Source organism: Arthrobacter sp. efr-133-TYG-118 (genome assembly GCF_030209755.1).
Lineage (GTDB): Bacteria > Actinomycetota > Actinomycetes > Actinomycetales > Micrococcaceae > Arthrobacter.
On record NZ_JARVRH010000009.1, the window covers coordinates 187,473 to 202,815 of the forward strand.

The window sequence follows — 15,343 nt, forward strand, 5'->3', positions numbered from 1 at the left end:
TGCGGCCCGGACTCATCCTCGCAACCAGAGTCCGGGCCGCTGCTTTTCCCTCGACTCTTCTACCGCCCCAGCTCTCCAAGCCCAGCCTCGGAAGACACAGCCCAGGAAAACCCATGATCAGTTCAGAAACAATCAACAATTACCTCACCAGGCTTGCTTCACGTCAGCCCACCCCCGGCGGAGGCGCAGCCGCTGCGCTTCACGCCGCCCAAGGTGCCGCCCTCGTTGCCATGGTCGCCAGGTACACCACGGGCGCCAAATACGAGCAACACGCCGCACTGGTCTCAAGGATCATCGCGGCCGCCGACGCACTCGTGGACGAAGCCCTGCGACTTGCGGACGCCGACGAACTAGCCTTCCAGGGTGTCATCGATTCCTACAAGCTGTCCTCCGGGACCGAGGCCCTCAACGAAGCGCGGTCGGCCGCCATCCAGGATGCCCTCGTTCACGCTGCACAGACCCCGGCACAGCTGGTCACGGTCTCAGGAGCCATCGTCGAACTGGCCACGGAACTGTTCGACGCCGCAAACGCCAACGTGATCAGCGACGTCGCCGCCGCCGCGGACGCCGCCCGCGCGGCCGCCACCACCGCGCGGGTCAACATCGACATCAACATTGTGGCCATCAAGGACACCGAAGCCCGTTCCCGGCTTGCCCAGCAGACCGACGGGATCGAAGAGAAGGTCGTCCTGGCAGCAGACTCGCTCGCGAAGCGCGTACGCGAAAGGATCCTCGGTTGAGCGCCACCCTGCTTTCCGGCAAACCGCTGGCCGCACTCATCCAGCAAAGGGCCCGGGATGAGGCACGGAACCTCGAAAACGACGGACTGCGCCCGGTCCTCGCGGTGGTCGTAGCAACCGACGACGACTCCACGCATTGGTACGTCCGCTCCATCGAGCGCGCGGCCGAACGAGCGGGAATCGGCTGCCGGATTCTCGACCTTGGCCACGACGCCACCGAGCAAGTCCTGGCCGGCGTCCTGAAACACCTCAGCACGGAACCCTCCGTCAACGGAATCATCCTGCAGACACCCCTGCCCGCCGGGGTCAGGACCGACGCCCTGGTCAGCCACATCGCACCGGAAAAGGACATCGACGGCGCGAACCCGCTCAGCCTCGGCCGGCTGGCCGTGGGGCAACCCGCCTTCGCACCCGCCACCGCCCGGGCCGTCGTCGAGATCCTCGACCACTACGACATCCCGGTGGCGGGCCAAAACGTCGTCGTCATCGGCCGTTCCGCCGTGGTGGGCAAACCGCTTTCACTGCTCCTGCTGGAACGCGACGCCGCCATCACCGTCTGCCATTCCAAGTCGGGTCCGCTCGAGAGATACACAGAGACTGCCGACATCGTCGTCGTCGCAGCCGGGCGGACCGGCCTGCTCACCGGCACCCATGTTTCCTCCCGATCGGTAGTGATCGACGTCGGCACGAACGTCCTTCCCGACGGATCCCTCGTGGGGGACGTGGAAGAAGCCAGCGTCCTGGGCATCGCCGCAGCACTGACGCCCGTTCCCGGCGGCGTCGGCACGGTCACCACATCGCTGCTGCTCCTGCACACTGCCGAGGCCGCCCGTGAACAGTCCCGCTCTTTGGTTCCCGGACCCGTCGGCTGACGCAAGGGCAAAACCATGCCCGGCTCCGAGGGAAACGGTGCCGGGCATCCGGGACACTCAGTTTTGCTAGAGGACCGCCCGGATCAGGTTCTCGAAGTCGGTCACGTGCTTGGCGGTCAGGTCTGCAGCCGCTTCTGCCTCGCCATCCGCAATGCGTTCAAGCAGTTCCACGTGCTGGGCAATGTGTTCGGAAACCGGGGGGAGCTTCTCCAGCACGAGACTCCAGATACGCGTCGCCAGGTTGTCGCAGCGAATCAGGACATCCTCCAAATGCCGGCTGCCAGTGGCCCGGTAGATGCTGCGGTGCACTCTCATGTCCAAGCGCATGAGGTCCCGCTGTGCCAGGTGGCCCGCCAAGAGCTGCCGAATCTCACGGGCAAGCTCCCTTAGCTCCTGCCGCGTCCGGTCCGAAGCCATTCGAGCGGCACGTGCAGATGCCGCAGGCTCCAAAAGCTGGCGAATCTCGGAGATTTCAGCAAGGTCCGTGATATCCACTCCCGCGGCAAAGGTTCCCCTGCGTGGATAGGCCACCACCAGGTGGTCGCTCTCCAGCCTCTTCATGGCTTCCCGGATAGGCGTTCTTCCAACACCAAGCCGACGCGAGATCAGATCATCATTCAAAGGCTCGCCAGGCTTGATATCAAGAACGATGAGCTCATCACATAGCACCCGATACGCATACTCGGCATAGGACTCGTCATCCTGCCTCGCAGGCAGCTCCGACTCCCCCATGATCGATAACTTGCCGCTGCTCTCCACGTCTGATCCTTCCCGTTCGGTGACGGCGCCTTGACTCACCGGCCCCGTGAACATATTATCCCTACAACTGATATATCAATACGCGTGGGATAAGAATGTCAAGAACTTCACGCTCCCGACAAGGGTTGGACACCGTCGCCCGCCACAGGGCCGAGAGGTCCGGCCCCGAGGCATCCGATCCTCCGTTCGCCGGATTCCCGCGAGACCTCTACATCCGGCCAAGATCTGAAGGAAAGCCCATGGCCTCAAAAGCCCCCCGTGAAAATATCGACGAGTCAAAGCTGACTGTCACCAAACCCAAGTCAAAGGCCGTGGGCCTCCCTGCCGTCACCAACGCCCTGAAAATCTCCCTCGAGCAGATGGGCCCACTGCGCAGCGTCCAAACATTGCTGGCGGTCAACCAAATCGACGGGTTCGACTGCATGGGCTGCGCCTGGCCGGAACACGACAAACGCCATACGGCCGAGTTCTGCGAGAACGGTGCCAAGGCCGTCGCAGAAGAAGCCACACGCCGCCGCGTCACGCCGGAGTTTTTCGCATCGCATTCCGTAGCTGAGCTGAAGAGACGGGACGACTACTGGCTCGGACAGCAGGGGCGGCTGACGCATCCGATGCTCCTGGACGAGGGCGCAACGCACTACAGGCCCATCGATTGGGATGATGCCTTGGAGCTGATCGCACAGGAGATCAGGGACATGGACAACCCGGATCAGGCAGTGTTTTACACCTCCGGCCGGACGTCAAACGAGGCGGCCTTCGCCTACCAGCTCCTTGTGCGCGGCGTGGGGACCAACAATCTTCCGGACTGTTCCAACATGTGCCACGAGTCCTCCGGTTCGGCCCTCGTGGAGACCATCGGCATCGGTAAGGGCTCCGTGAGCCTCAAAGACGTGGAAACAGCGTCGCTGATCTTCGTTGTGGGCCAAAATCCCGGCACGAACCACCCGCGCATGCTCAGCTCACTGGAGAAGGCCAAGAAGAACGGCGCTGTCATCGTGTCCGTGAATCCGCTGCCCGAAGCCGGGCTGCTCAGATTCGAAAACCCGCAGAACGTCGTTGGCATGGTGGTTGGCACCGAACTGACCGACGACTTCCTGCAGATCAGGGCCGGAGGCGATCAGGCGCTCTTCCAGGGGGTGGGCAAATACCTGCTGGAGGCCGAAGATGCGGGAAGGACCAGCCCGGGCCTGCCCACCGTGCTCGACCATGACTTCATCAACAAACACACCGTCGGCCTCGATGCCTACGTGAAGCAACTGAAAGATGTGGCGTGGGAGGACATCCTCGAAGCGACCGGGCTGTCGATGGACCAGATCAAGGCTACCGGTGACCGTCTCCTGACCTCGAAAGCAACCATTGTCTGCTGGGCCATGGGGCTGACACAGCACAAGCATTCCGTGCCCACGCTCCGCGACGTCGTCAATGTCCTCCTTCTTCAGGGCAACATCGGCAAGCCCGGGGCCGGAGTCTGCCCCGTCCGCGGACATTCCAATGTCCAGGGTGACCGCACCATGGGCATTTTCGAGCAAATGCCGGAGAAGTTCCACGACAGGCTGGACCAGGAGTTCCAGTTCCTCTCGCCCCGGTCCCATGGCTACGATACCGTCGCGGCCATCCGGGCGATGCGGGACGGCAAGGTCCGGGTTTTCGTCGGGATGGGCGGCAACTTTGTACGGGCGGCCCCCGACTCTGAAACCACGGAGCAATCCCTGGCCAACACTCGTCTTACGGTCCAGATCTCCACCAAATTGAACCATTCACACCTAGCAACAGGGCGGCGCGCCCTGATCCTTCCCACGCTCGGACGCACCGAGAAGGACACACAGCGTACAGGCGACCAAAGGGTAACCGTGGAGGACTCCATGAGTGCCGTCCACGCGTCCCGTGGACGCCTCAAGCCCGCAAGTGAGCACTTGATGTCCGAAGTGGCAATCGTCTGCAACCTGGCCCACCGGCTCTTCACGGACAGCGACGGCCACCTCCTGCCCAACACGCCCAAGGCCGCCTGGCTCGCGCTCAGGGACGACTATTCACTGATCAGGAAACACATCGAAGCGGTACTCGACGGATTCGAAAATTTTGAGGAGAAGATCCAGAACCCGGGAGGCTTCGTTCTCCCCCACCGGCCCCGGGATGCCAGGGAATTCGACACCGCTTCCGGCAAGGCCCACTTCACGGCGAACGACTTGGAGTACCTCCGCGTCCCGGAAGGCCGCCTCATCCTCCAGACGCTGCGCTCCCACGACCAGTACAACACCACTATCTACGGCAAGGACGACCGCTACCGTGGCATTCACGGCGGTCGCAGAGTGGTCCTCGTGAACGAATCCGATGTGGCCGAACTTGGTTTCGAGAACGGCGACATGGTTCACCTGGTGTCCGAATTCCGGGGCACCGAGCGACGGGCCGAGAATTTCCGCATCGTTTCCTATTCGACGCCAAAGGGCTGCGCCGCCGCCTACTACCCGGAGACCAACGTCCTCGTGCCGCTGGACTCGGTAGCCGACGTCAGCGGCACCCCGACGTCAAAGTCAGTCATTGTCCGCCTCGAGCCGGCAGGCGCAGGCAGCCATGAGTGACAGCCGGGGCGCGGTTGCGGTGTCCTCCCCAGGGGTTGATCGTCCGCGGGTGGAACGGGCCGTCCGGGAATTCCTCCTGGCCGTTGGCGAAGACCCGGACAGGCCCGGCCTGGTTGAGACCCCCGCGCGCGTCGCCCGCGCTACGGCGGAAATGTACGGCGGCCTCCACGAAGACCCCCTCTCCGTGCTGGACAAGACGTTTGACCTTGGCCATGAAGAACTCGTCATCGTCAAGGACATACCCTTCTACTCGACCTGCGAGCATCATCTGGTCCCGTTCCACGGCCTTGCCCACGTCGGATACATCCCCTCCCCGGATGGATTCGTCACGGGGCTGAGCAAACTTGCCCGGCTGGTGGACATCTTCGCTCGAAGGGCCCAAGTTCAGGAGCGGCTCACGACGCAGGTCGTTGATGCCCTGGTCACTTCGCTTCGACCCCTCGGCGCGATCGTCGTCGTCGAGTGTGAACATCTGTGCATGTCTATGCGCGGGGTCAGAAAACCAGGGGCAAAGACCATCACCTCCGCGGTGCGGGGCGAGCTCCGGCTGCCGGCCGCGCGCGCAGAAGCACTAAGCCTGATACTCGGCCGCTGAAAAACCTCTGGACACGACCGTTCGGCTGACGTAACATATTTCTGATATATCTTTAATGCTAGATCGACATATCAGCGTAGCCCTTGAACCGGGCTTGAGAAATCGCGTTGCCCGTAAGCGGTGCTTCGGTGGCCTGAATGCCTGGGGAGGTAAGCGCCGAAGCACCGCTTACGGGCAACGGGCAAGCCGTTGGCAACTGTTTCAGCGAACGTCCAACCACTGAATCAAAACACCATGAAATGGCCCTTAGGAGTGTCCATGTCAGGAAACAGAGCAGTCGCATACAAGGAACCTGGCGTAGTCGAGATCATTGACACCGACTACCCGACGTTCGAGCTCAAGGACGGCCCCGGCGTCAACCCCGCCAACGTCGGCCGGAAGGTGCCCCACGGAGCGATCCTGCGCACCGTGACCACAAACATCTGCGGCTCCGACCAGCACATGGTGCGCGGCCGCACCACCGCACCGCGGGACCTGGTCCTCGGGCACGAGATCACCGGCGAAGTGGTGGAAGTTGGCCCGGATGTGGAATTCATCAAGGTCGGCGACATCGTATCGGTGCCTTTCAACATCTCCTGCGGCCGTTGCCGGAACTGCAAGGAACGCAAGACCGGCATCTGCCTGAACGTCAACCCCGACCGGCCAGGCAGCGCCTACGGCTACGTCGACATGGGCGGATGGGTCGGCGGGCAGGCCGAATATGTTCTGGTGCCGTATGCGGACTGGAACTTGCTGAAGTTCCCGGACCGGGACCAGGCCTTGGAGAAGATCATGGACTTGACCATGCTCTCGGACATTTTCCCCACCGGCTTCCACGGAGCAGTCACGGCCGGGGTCGATGTCGGCTCTACCGTTTACATTGCAGGCGCAGGTCCGGTCGGCCTGGCGGCGGCCGCCGGCGCGCAACTGCTCGGCGCAGCCGTCGTCATTGTCGGTGACATCAACGAAGACCGCCTCGTCCAGGCCAGGTCATTCGGTTGCGAAACCGTCAATGTCTCCAAGGGTGATCCCAAGGATCAAATCGAGCAGATCCTCGGCGTGCCCGCAGTGGACTGCGGCGTGGACGCCGTCGGATTCGAAGCCCGCGGACACGGCAAGGACGCGTCGCACGAAGCGCCGGCCACCGTGCTGAATTCCCTCATGGACATCACAGCGGCTGGAGGCGCCCTGGGCATCCCCGGCCTGTACGTCACCGGCGATCCAGGTGGAATCGACGAGGCTGCCCAGCACGGTTCCCTCTCGCTCTCCCTAGGCACGGGATGGGCCAAATCCCTGTCCTTCACCACCGGCCAGTGCCCCGTGATGAAGTACAACCGGCAACTGATGATGGCGATCCTGCATGACAAAGTCCACATCGCGAAAGCCGTCAACGCCAAGGCCATCGCGTTGGAGGACGCTCCCCGCGGGTACGCCGAGTTCGATGCGGGAGCCGCCACGAAGTACGTACTGAACCCGAACGGCTACGTCAAGGCCTAGCCGCCACGACTACGAGCCGGACCTAATCTGGCTCGCTCGCTCCCGGATGGGACGGCGATAAGGCCCAACAAGGGGTGCTTTATCGCCGTCCCGGGGAACAACACCTCATTCGGGGAAGCCTTCAGATAAGGGGGCAAGCCTTGCCTGCTCACGATTTAACCGATTGCGGCGGTCAACCGCGTCAGCCTTCGGACCCACCGGCCACTCGAAAGTCCGCAACGAGCTGGTCTGAGGCCCGCCAATTGGCATTCGATTGCGCCGCCCGCATCCCGGCGGCGCCCATGCCCCTCGCGGAAACCATTGGACGCACCCTCGCCCAAACGGTCACGACCCGGCAAGACCTCCCGCACTACGCATCGTCAGCCATGGACGGCTGGGCGGTCAGCGGCAGCGGCCCCTGGGTCTTGGGCAAGCCGGGCCAACCGCTGGCACCGCACCATGCCAGCCTCATCGCCACCGGCGGACTGGTGCCTCTCGGTGCCGACGCCGTACTTCGCCGCGAAAGTGGCCGGATCGCCGAAGACATAGCGGGGCGGCCCATGCTGACCCTCGGCTCCGAAGCGAGGCCCGGCGAACCGCGAAGCGGCCAGCATATCCGCAAGGCAGGCGAAGAAGCCGCTGCAGGCGAAGTACTGATCCCCGCGGGCACCGTGCTCAATCCCGCGCATATCGCCCTTGCCGCGGTCGCCGGCCACGACGAGCTTCACGTGTTTGGCAAGCCGCGAGTCACGATCCTGCTGACGGGCTCCGAAGTGGCCACCTCCGGGATGCCCGCGCCGGGACAGGTAAGGGACGCCTTCGGCCCGCAGTTGGGCACGGTCCTTGCAATGCTGGGAGGCGTCCCGGGGGGACAGCGAAGAATCGGGGACTCATATCAGGAGTGGCTCACCACCCTCAGCGATACGGGCACAGACCCGGCTGAGCGGCCCGACGTCGTTATCACCACAGGCGGAACCGGCCGCTCCGGGACGGATCACTTCCGCAACGCCATAGCCGCGCTAGGCGGGCGGCTGCTGCTGGACGGCATCGCCATGCGTCCCGGACATCCCGCGGTACTGGCCGAACTGCCGGACGGGCGCTTCGTCATCGGACTGCCAGGAAACCCGCTGGCCGCCATGATGGCTCTGATTACCATTGGGGCGCCCCTGATCGCGGCACTAGGACACCGTCCGCTCGCCAACCTCAGCCGAGTAACCTCCGCTACCGCGATTGACCCTGATCCGGGACGCACCCGCCTCATGCCCTTCCGCCTTGACAACGGGCTGGCATCCCCCGCCCATCACACTGGCCCGGGAATGATGAGGGGCCTCGCCTGGGCCGATGGTGTCCTGGCTGTGCCTCCACGCGGCGCCCAGCCAGGGGACCTCGTTCCCGCGTTGCCGCTTCCGTGGACCCAAACCCTGACCGCCGCCGTGTGCGGTGGATCCAATGGCTAAGCCCGGCGGGAAGCCACCTGTTTAATGCCCCTACGGTTCCGGTCTAGGATTTAGAGAAACAAGAGGGAGGTTTCAGCCTCTTGTTTCGCCGCAGAAAGACGTAGGTATGGCTCATGGCCACAATTGACTTTGACTCCGAAAAAGGCGGAAACGGGCAGCCCGGTGGTGTGCAATCTGTTGACCGCGCCCTCCAGATCCTCGAAATCCTTTCCCGTGACGGACACGCGGGTGTGAGTGAAATCGCCGAGGAAATTGGCATCCACAAATCCTCGGTCTCTCGACTGCTGGGCTCATTGGTGAGCAGGGAGATGGTCCACCAGAACAGCGATCGGGGAAAGTACCAGCTGGGATTCGGCATCCTGCGGCTGGCCAGCTCGATTCCCGGCCGGCTCAGCTTGGTCCGCGAGGCCCGGCCCGTGTTGGAGAGCCTTGCGGAGGAGTTCAAGGAGACGGTGAACCTTGCTGTCCTGCGCTCGAACTATGCCGTTAACGTGGATCAGGCCATGGGACCGTCTTCGTTGGCCACCTATGACTGGGTGGGCGGTTTGACGCCGCTCCACGCAACCTCGAGTGGCAAGGTTTTGTTGGCAGCACTGTCGGCCGACGAACGGGACCGCATCCTGAAGGAGGCAGGATTTCATGCCAGGACTCCCCGCACGATCACCAATCGGGAAGACTTGGAGAAGCAGCTGATCGATGTTGCCCACGACGGATACGCAGAGACACGTGAGGAACTCGAAATCGGCCTGAACGCGATTGCGGTCCCGGTGTACAACCACTTGGGAGCCGTCATTGGAGCCGTAAGCATCTCCGGACCCGCGTTCCGGTTTGACCCGCAAAAGATCCCCGGCCTTATTGATGCCCTGCGTCAGGCCGGAATCCGGATCAGCGTGCAAATGGGCTACACACACCGGTGACCCCGGGCCCTGGAGGCACGGGGTCACCGGTAATGGTCAGAGCTCAGGAGGACGAAATGACGTCTCCGACTTTTTCCTGGATCCAGTCGTGGAAGGCGCTGATATGGTGCTCACTAGGAACGAGCACGCCGCCCTTGGCGTAGATCTTGGAGCCCATGGCCGGCTGGCACCGTTCGCAGGCGTCGAAGTCCTGCTGGTTGACGCGGTGGAAAAGCTCTACAGAAGCGCTCACGTCCTTGCCGGATTCCACGACGCTGGGCAGGTACAGCCAATCGCATTCGACGATGGTGTGGTCCGCGGCCAGCGGGAACATGCGATGGATGATGACGTGGTCCGGGACCAGGTTCACGAACACCGTGGGCTTGATGGTGATGGCGTAGTACCGCCGGTCCTGTTCCTCGCTTACGCCGGGGATGTGGTCCAGGCCCTCGGAACCGTCGATCGTGAAGCCCTTGATGTCCTCACCGAACTCGGCGCCGTGGCCCACGAAGTACTGGGCTGCCAGGCCATCGGCGAACTCGGGCAGGACTTCGGTGAGTTCGGGGTGGATGGTGGCGCAGTGGTAGCACTCCATGAAGTTCTCGATGATGAGCTTCCAGTTGGCCTTCACGTCGTACTTGATGCGGCGGCCGACGCTGAGGTTGGCGACGTCATAGCCGTCGATGGCGTGAACATCGCCCAAGCGTTCCTCGATCGCCCCCATGACGTCTTCCTCGAACGACGGCGGCTCATCCGCGAGGCATACCCAGACGTAGCCCAGGTACTCACGGATGGGCACCTTGACTAAGCCGTATTCGTCACGGTCGATGTCCGGCATTTTGGTGAGGTTGGGGGCGGCGATGAGCTTTCCCTCGAAGTCATAGGTCCAGGCGTGGTACGGGCACTGGAAGTTGCGGGCGGCTTCGCCCTGCTCTTCCATGCACAGCTTCACGCCGCGGTGCCGGCAGATGTTGTAGAACGCGCGGATCTCCCCCTTGCGGGTGCGGGATATGAGTACGCTCTCCCGTCCGACCTGCACAGTACGCCAGGCACCGGGTTTGTCCAGATCAGCCGATCGGATGGCACAGAACCACATCTGCTCAAAAATGCGCTCCTGCTCGGCGCGGAATATGGCCTCGTCCACGTACGTGGAGCCCGGCAGGGTCGGGATCAGGCTCGGGGTTGTTACCTCAGTGGTCAACGTTCCTCCTAAGAAGCACCAGGAAGTGCGTACAAAAAGCGGTTGTGAAATGCAGGACGGCTGGGCGATTACGGTACAACCGCAACGAGCCCGGTTGATTCAGGCTTGCTGGCCGGAACTGCGATAGCGCGGCGCCATTTAGTGAACAACCTCGGCTGGTTCATGCCAAGAACCGCAACCGGGGTCTCGCCCCGGTAGTACACCGCCAAAAAGCTGTGGTCTTCGGTGTCCCCGGCCTCGATCTCCAGCCGGTCGTGCCCGATAGCGTGCCCGGCGAACTGGATTTTGACAGCTTGCTGGTCCGACCAGAAATATGGCGGCTTGAGCGGTTGCTGCGGCGCGTTTTCGTCGAGCAGCGCCTGAACGGCGAGGGCAGCGCGCTCCAGGGCTCCTGTCCAGTGTTCGATCCGGCGGTGCGCTCCAATAGTGTCGTCGAACCACGCGGCGCAGTCTCCGACAGCGACGATCCCGGGGGCGTTGGTCCGGCCCATGGAGTCGCAAAGCACGCCTCCCCCTAGCTGTACGCCCGAGCCTTCCAGCCATTCAATGTTCGGTTCGGCGCCGATGCCCACGACCACGACATCCGTGGCCAGCCGACGCCCATCGGCAAGGCGGATTCCCTTGATGTTGTCTTCTTCGCTGTAAAACTCTTCGATGGCCGCCCCTGAAATCAGGTCCACGCCGTTGGCCACATGAAGCTTGCCAACAACGGCTCCCATATCCTGCCCAAGCTGCGCGGTGAACGGTACGGGGGTGTTGTTGATAATGGTGACATCCATGCCGCGGGATGCGGCCGCGGAGGCGACTTCAGCGCCGATAAAGCCGGCGCCAACGACTGTCATCCGTGCCCCGGCCACCAACTTCGGGGCCAGTCTCTGGGCGTCTGCCACTGTCCTTAAATAGAAGACGTTGGCCATGCCTGCCAGGACCGGGAGCCGCCTGGCCCGGGCTCCCGTGGCGATGACGATCCCATCAGCGGTGACGCTCTGTCCATCTTTGAGCCGGATGGTGCGCGTTGCCGCGTCCAGACTTATGGCACCTCCCCCAAGTATCCATTCCGCATCCAGTCCGTCGTCATCCGACTCCAGGGACAGGTCCTCGGCAGTGATGGACCCCAGGAGGAAGTCCTTGGACAGGGGCGGCCTGTCATAAGGACGGTGATGTTCATCGCCTATGATGACGAGTCGACCTGCGAAGCCTTGAGCGCGGGCAGCCCGGGCGGCCGAAAGGCCCGCCAAGGAGGCTCCCACGATCGCAAGCGTGTCCATGCCACTCACTTTTGATCACTCACTTCGATCGCCTCAGTTGTTCTAGATCATTCGCACTAATTCGCTCAGTACGCAACTGTAATCGTTATACGCAACAGCGTGACTCATGACACTTTTCATGTCAAGAGGAGCGGGGTTACAAAGTCCCTTGACACCGGGTGTGAGCTGGCGCACGCTGTTGCTTATTACGAACACTGTTGATTGTGGCGGAACGCGGCCTGCCCGCTTGGTAACCATGCCTAGGAGCCACACGTGACAGCCAAGCACTGCAGATGCATCATCAATAGAGGGGGCAGCGACAGCGGAAAGAGCAGAGCATCATGAGTACGCACACCGCGACAGAAAAGACCCTCGGTTCCGACGTGACGGAGGCCGCGCTCAAGATCGATGGACTGTGGAAGATCTTCGGCCAGAAGTCTGACGAGATCATCGGCACCCCGGACGAGCACCTCTCGCGCAAGGAGCTCCAAAGCAAGACCGGCTGCGTCGCAGCCGTCAAAAACGTCTCGTTTGAGGTGGCCCCGGGGGAGGTCTTCGTGGTGATGGGCCTCTCCGGATCCGGTAAATCGACGCTCGTACGCCTGCTCACCCGGCTGATCGAGCCGACGGCGGGAAGCGTCACGATCGGCGGGGAGGACGTCATCCGCGCGAGCAAGGCCCGCCTCCGGGCGATGCGCCGGAACCACATGGCGATGGTGTTCCAGCAGTTCGGCCTTCTCCCGCACCGCAAGGTGATCGACAACGTCGCCTACGGCCTCGAAGTCCGTGGCGAGGGCAAGTCCCAGCGCCGCGCCCGAGCCCAGGACATGGTCGACCTCGTCGGCCTGACCGGGTACGAGAATTCGTTCCCCGACCAGCTCTCGGGCGGCATGCAGCAGCGCGTCGGCCTTGCCCGGGCACTCGCCGTTGACCCGCAGGTCCTGCTCTTCGACGAACCGTTTTCCGCCCTTGACCCGCTGATCCGCCGCGACATGCAGAACGAGGTCTGCCGTCTGCACGAGGAGGTGGGGAAGACGATGGTCTTCATCACCCACGACCTCCAGGAGGCCCTCAAACTCGGTGACCGAATCCTTATCATGCGCGATGGCGAAGTCGTCCAGATCGGCACCCCCGCCGACATCGTAGCCAACCCCGCTGACGACTACGTGCGCGACTTCGTCTCGGATGTCCCTCGCTCGCACGTGCTCACGCTGCGCTATGTGGTGCGACCCCCGCGCGATGGCGAGGCCCTCGACGGGCCGGTGATGCAGGCCGACCGCATCGTGCGTGAAGCCGCCCGGCAGGTCCTCCACTCGGAGCTCCCAGTGAGGGTTTACGACGGCGAGAAGTTCCTCGGCATCGTCGACGATGAGGATATCCTCCGGGTCGTCGTCGCCGAAGAGCCATCCTCAACTTCCCACCAAGGCGGCGCCTCGTGAGCATCGCCACAGAGCGGGCCGACCGTCGACGGCGGGCTGGAGGCGAGCGTCCCGACTCACCTGGAGGACGAACCCCCGCCACCCCGTCCGCAGGCCCTGGTGGGCCTCCTGTCCTTGGATTCTGCCGACGTCATTGGCGCCCAGTCTCGCTTGTGGGCATCGTCGTCGCCTGGCTCGTACTCTGGGCCACGCTCAAGGGTCTGGACACCCTCGAGCTTGGCGGGGCAGATAAGACGGACTTCCAACTCTGGCTGAACAGCGTCCGGGACACGTTTGACACCGCCCGCACCAACTCCTTCGTGTTCCAGCACATCGTCCAGCCGATCACGGACGGAGTCAACGGGCTCGTTACCTCTCTCCAAGGCATCTTCAGCCAGGCCTCGGCTGGACGTCCGGTGCCGGAGATCGGCTGGCTCGGCGTCGTCGCGCTGCTCGCCTGGCTTGCCCTGGCGTTCGCCGGCGTGCGCTCGATGCTCCTCGTCGGCGCGTGCGTGTTGCTCTTCGGGTTCTTCGGTTACTGGGCACAGAGCATCGACACGCTCATCGTGACGTTCTTTGCAGTCGGCATCTGTACCGTCGTGGGACTCCCGCTAGGCATTGTCATGGCCCGAAGCCGCCGAGTCTCCGCCGCGGTCTCACCCGTGCTTGACCTCATGCAGACCCTGCCGTCGTTCGCCTACCTTGCTCCGCTCGCACTGATCTTCGGCATCGGCCCGGCCGCCGCGATTGTCACGACGATCATCTACTCGCTCCCGCCGCTCGTGCGCATCACGGAGCACGGCATCCGGGGGGTCTCACCGGCTACTCTCGAGGCCGTCACGTCCATGGGCAGCACGCCCTGGCAGGCCCTCGTAAAGGTGCAACTTCCCATGGCCCGGCGCACGATCGTGGTCGGCATCAACCAGTGCACGATGGCAGCGCTCTCGATGGCCACCATAGCCGCGCTCATCAACGGCCCGGGCCTGGGCACCCCGGTGCTCCAGGCGCTCCAGTCGCTCGACGTCGGCTCGGCGTTTGTCTCCGGCCTTGCCATCGTGCTCATGGCGATCATGCTCGACCGCACGACGACGAGAGCCTCCGAACGCTCAGGCATCGAAGCCCGCATACAGCGCGGGTCCGGAGCCGGCCGGGCCGGCGCCCTCAGGGGCCCGCGGCTGCGCCGAACCAGCGTCGTCGCAGGCGCTGTCGTGGCCGCCGTGGCCATCTACCTCTCGCACAACTATCTTGCACTCGCGAAGTTCCCGGCTTCGCCCGACCTCGGCACCCCACTGGCAAAGGCCGTTTCTGCCGCCGCCGACTGGACCGTCGGCACGTTCTCGGGCTTCACGGAATGGCTTAAGAACACCGTCACGGCGCTTCTCGTCGACCCACTCCAGTCGGTGCTGGCACAGCCGCCGTGGTGGGCCATGGCGCTCGTGCTGCTCGGAATCGCGTTCGTGCTCGCCGGCCGTCGGGCCGTTATAGTCACGATCGTGTGCGAGGCCGTAATCCTCGGAACCGGGCTTTGGAACGAGAGCATGAAGACGCTCGCCACCACGCTCGTAGCCGCGTTCGTCGTGGTCTTCGTCGCCGTCTGCCTGGGCGTCTGGATGGGGCGGAGCAAGCCCGCCGACTCAGTCATCCGACCCGTGCTCGACGCCTTCCAGACCATCCCGTCCTTCGTGTACCTCGTACCTGCCCTCGCTCTCTTCGGTCCCACACGATTCACGGCGATCGTCGCCGCATTCGCGTACGGTGTGCCCATCGCCACGAAGCTAGTCGCCGACGGGATCCGAGGTGTCTCCCCGGTTGCCGTCGAGGCGGCGGAATCGCTCGGGACAACGTCGTGGCAGATGGTCGCGAAGGTCCAGCTCCCCATGGCCCGCGCGGCAGTAGTCCTCGCCGCCAACCAGGGCCTGCTCTACGTCCTGTCCATGGTCGTCGTCGGCGGACTCGTCGGCGGCGGAGGACTCGGCTATCTCGTGGTCGCCGGATTCTCCCAAAGCCAGCTCTTCGGAAAGGGTCTTGCCGCCGGCATCGCCATCACCGCACTCGGAGTCATGCTCGACCGCATCACCCAACACGCCGCTGCGCGCTTCGGCAGCACCCGATAGAGGAAAAACC

At 63.6% G+C, this 15,343-nt stretch carries 12 protein-coding genes; 9 read left to right on the top strand and 3 right to left on the bottom strand.

The window, feature by feature from the left end:
• The first annotated feature begins 113 nt into the window (after window positions 1–113).
• Both QRN59_RS08765 and QRN59_RS08770 read left to right on the top strand, forming a co-directional pair.
• Complete coding sequence (locus QRN59_RS08765; RefSeq protein WP_284982137.1) at window positions 114–740, top strand: cyclodeaminase/cyclohydrolase family protein; 627 nt, start codon at window positions 114–116, stop codon at window positions 738–740.
• A complete protein-coding gene (locus QRN59_RS08770) occupies window positions 737–1,612 on the top strand; it encodes a bifunctional 5,10-methylenetetrahydrofolate dehydrogenase/5,10-methenyltetrahydrofolate cyclohydrolase (RefSeq protein ID WP_284982138.1) in 876 nt (291 codons plus the stop codon). The genes QRN59_RS08765 and QRN59_RS08770 overlap by 4 nt, the downstream gene beginning before the upstream one ends.
• Window positions 1,613–1,678: 66 nt before the next feature.
• On the opposite strand, the gene QRN59_RS08775 is transcribed toward QRN59_RS08770, so the two are convergent.
• A complete protein-coding gene (locus tag QRN59_RS08775; RefSeq protein ID WP_284982161.1) occupies window positions 1,679–2,344 on the bottom strand; it encodes a GntR family transcriptional regulator in 666 nt (221 codons plus the stop codon).
• A gap of 266 nt (window positions 2,345–2,610) precedes the next feature.
• Between QRN59_RS08775 and QRN59_RS08780 the strand changes: the two genes are divergently transcribed.
• The 5 genes from QRN59_RS08780 (at window position 2,611) to QRN59_RS08800 (ending at window position 9,374) form a co-directional block, all read left to right on the top strand.
• Window positions 2,611–4,950: an FdhF/YdeP family oxidoreductase gene (locus QRN59_RS08780; protein ID WP_284982139.1), complete on the top strand. Its 2,340-nt coding sequence runs from the start codon at window positions 2,611–2,613 to the stop codon at window positions 4,948–4,950.
• Window positions 4,943–5,545, top strand: a complete 603-nt coding sequence (gene folE / locus QRN59_RS08785; RefSeq protein WP_284982140.1) for a GTP cyclohydrolase I FolE — start codon at window positions 4,943–4,945, stop codon at window positions 5,543–5,545. The genes QRN59_RS08780 and folE overlap by 8 nt, the downstream gene beginning before the upstream one ends.
• 258 nt (window positions 5,546–5,803) lie before the next feature.
• Window positions 5,804–7,021, top strand: a complete 1,218-nt coding sequence (fdhA, locus tag QRN59_RS08790) for a formaldehyde dehydrogenase, glutathione-independent (protein ID WP_284982141.1) — start codon at window positions 5,804–5,806, stop codon at window positions 7,019–7,021.
• A 281-nt stretch (window positions 7,022–7,302) separates the two neighbouring features.
• Window positions 7,303–8,457 (top strand): molybdopterin molybdotransferase MoeA, encoded by a 1,155-nt coding sequence (locus QRN59_RS08795; RefSeq protein ID WP_502871040.1) that lies wholly within the window; start codon window positions 7,303–7,305, stop codon window positions 8,455–8,457.
• 113 nt (window positions 8,458–8,570) lie between these two features.
• Window positions 8,571–9,374: an IclR family transcriptional regulator gene (locus QRN59_RS08800; protein WP_284982143.1), complete on the top strand. Its 804-nt coding sequence runs from the start codon at window positions 8,571–8,573 to the stop codon at window positions 9,372–9,374.
• Between the two features lie 43 nt (window positions 9,375–9,417).
• Here the strand turns inward: QRN59_RS08800 and QRN59_RS08805 are convergent, their stop codons facing one another.
• Window positions 9,418–10,554 (bottom strand): aromatic ring-hydroxylating oxygenase subunit alpha, encoded by a 1,137-nt coding sequence (locus QRN59_RS08805; RefSeq protein ID WP_284982144.1) that lies wholly within the window; start codon window positions 10,552–10,554, stop codon window positions 9,418–9,420.
• Window positions 10,555–10,622: 68 nt separating this feature from the next.
• Window positions 10,623–11,822, bottom strand: coding sequence for an NAD(P)/FAD-dependent oxidoreductase (locus QRN59_RS08810; protein ID WP_284982145.1), 1,200 nt, complete (start codon window positions 11,820–11,822; stop codon window positions 10,623–10,625).
• Window positions 11,823–12,142: 320 nt separating this feature from the next.
• Here QRN59_RS08810 and QRN59_RS08815 point away from each other — a divergent pair, with 320 nt between their 5' ends.
• Together QRN59_RS08815 and QRN59_RS08820 are read left to right on the top strand one after the other, a co-directional pair.
• Window positions 12,143–13,240: a quaternary amine ABC transporter ATP-binding protein gene (locus tag QRN59_RS08815; RefSeq protein ID WP_284982146.1), complete on the top strand. Its 1,098-nt coding sequence runs from the start codon at window positions 12,143–12,145 to the stop codon at window positions 13,238–13,240.
• Window positions 13,237–15,333, top strand: coding sequence for an ABC transporter permease (locus QRN59_RS08820; RefSeq protein WP_284982147.1), 2,097 nt, complete (start codon window positions 13,237–13,239; stop codon window positions 15,331–15,333). The genes QRN59_RS08815 and QRN59_RS08820 overlap by 4 nt, the downstream gene beginning before the upstream one ends.
• Window positions 15,334–15,343 lie beyond the last annotated feature (10 nt).

Excerpts from the sequence above, each read along its gene's own strand:
- QRN59_RS08765 (WP_284982137.1), top strand. The coding sequence starts at position 114 with ATGATCAGTTCAGAAACAATCAACAATTACCTCACCAGGCTTGCTTCA.
- QRN59_RS08775 (WP_284982161.1), bottom strand. The coding sequence starts at position 2,344 with ATGGGGGAGTCGGAGCTGCCTGCGAGGCAGGATGACGAGTCCTATGCC.
- QRN59_RS08780 (WP_284982139.1), top strand. The coding sequence starts at position 2,611 with ATGGCCTCAAAAGCCCCCCGTGAAAATATCGACGAGTCAAAGCTGACT.
- folE (WP_284982140.1), top strand. The coding sequence starts at position 4,943 with ATGAGTGACAGCCGGGGCGCGGTTGCGGTGTCCTCCCCAGGGGTTGAT.
- fdhA (WP_284982141.1), top strand. The coding sequence starts at position 5,804 with ATGTCAGGAAACAGAGCAGTCGCATACAAGGAACCTGGCGTAGTCGAG.
- QRN59_RS08795 (WP_502871040.1), top strand. The coding sequence starts at position 7,303 with ATGCCCCTCGCGGAAACCATTGGACGCACCCTCGCCCAAACGGTCACG.
- QRN59_RS08800 (WP_284982143.1), top strand. The coding sequence starts at position 8,571 with ATGGCCACAATTGACTTTGACTCCGAAAAAGGCGGAAACGGGCAGCCC.
- QRN59_RS08810 (WP_284982145.1), bottom strand. The coding sequence starts at position 11,822 with ATGGACACGCTTGCGATCGTGGGAGCCTCCTTGGCGGGCCTTTCGGCC.
- QRN59_RS08815 (WP_284982146.1), top strand. The coding sequence starts at position 12,143 with ATGAGTACGCACACCGCGACAGAAAAGACCCTCGGTTCCGACGTGACG.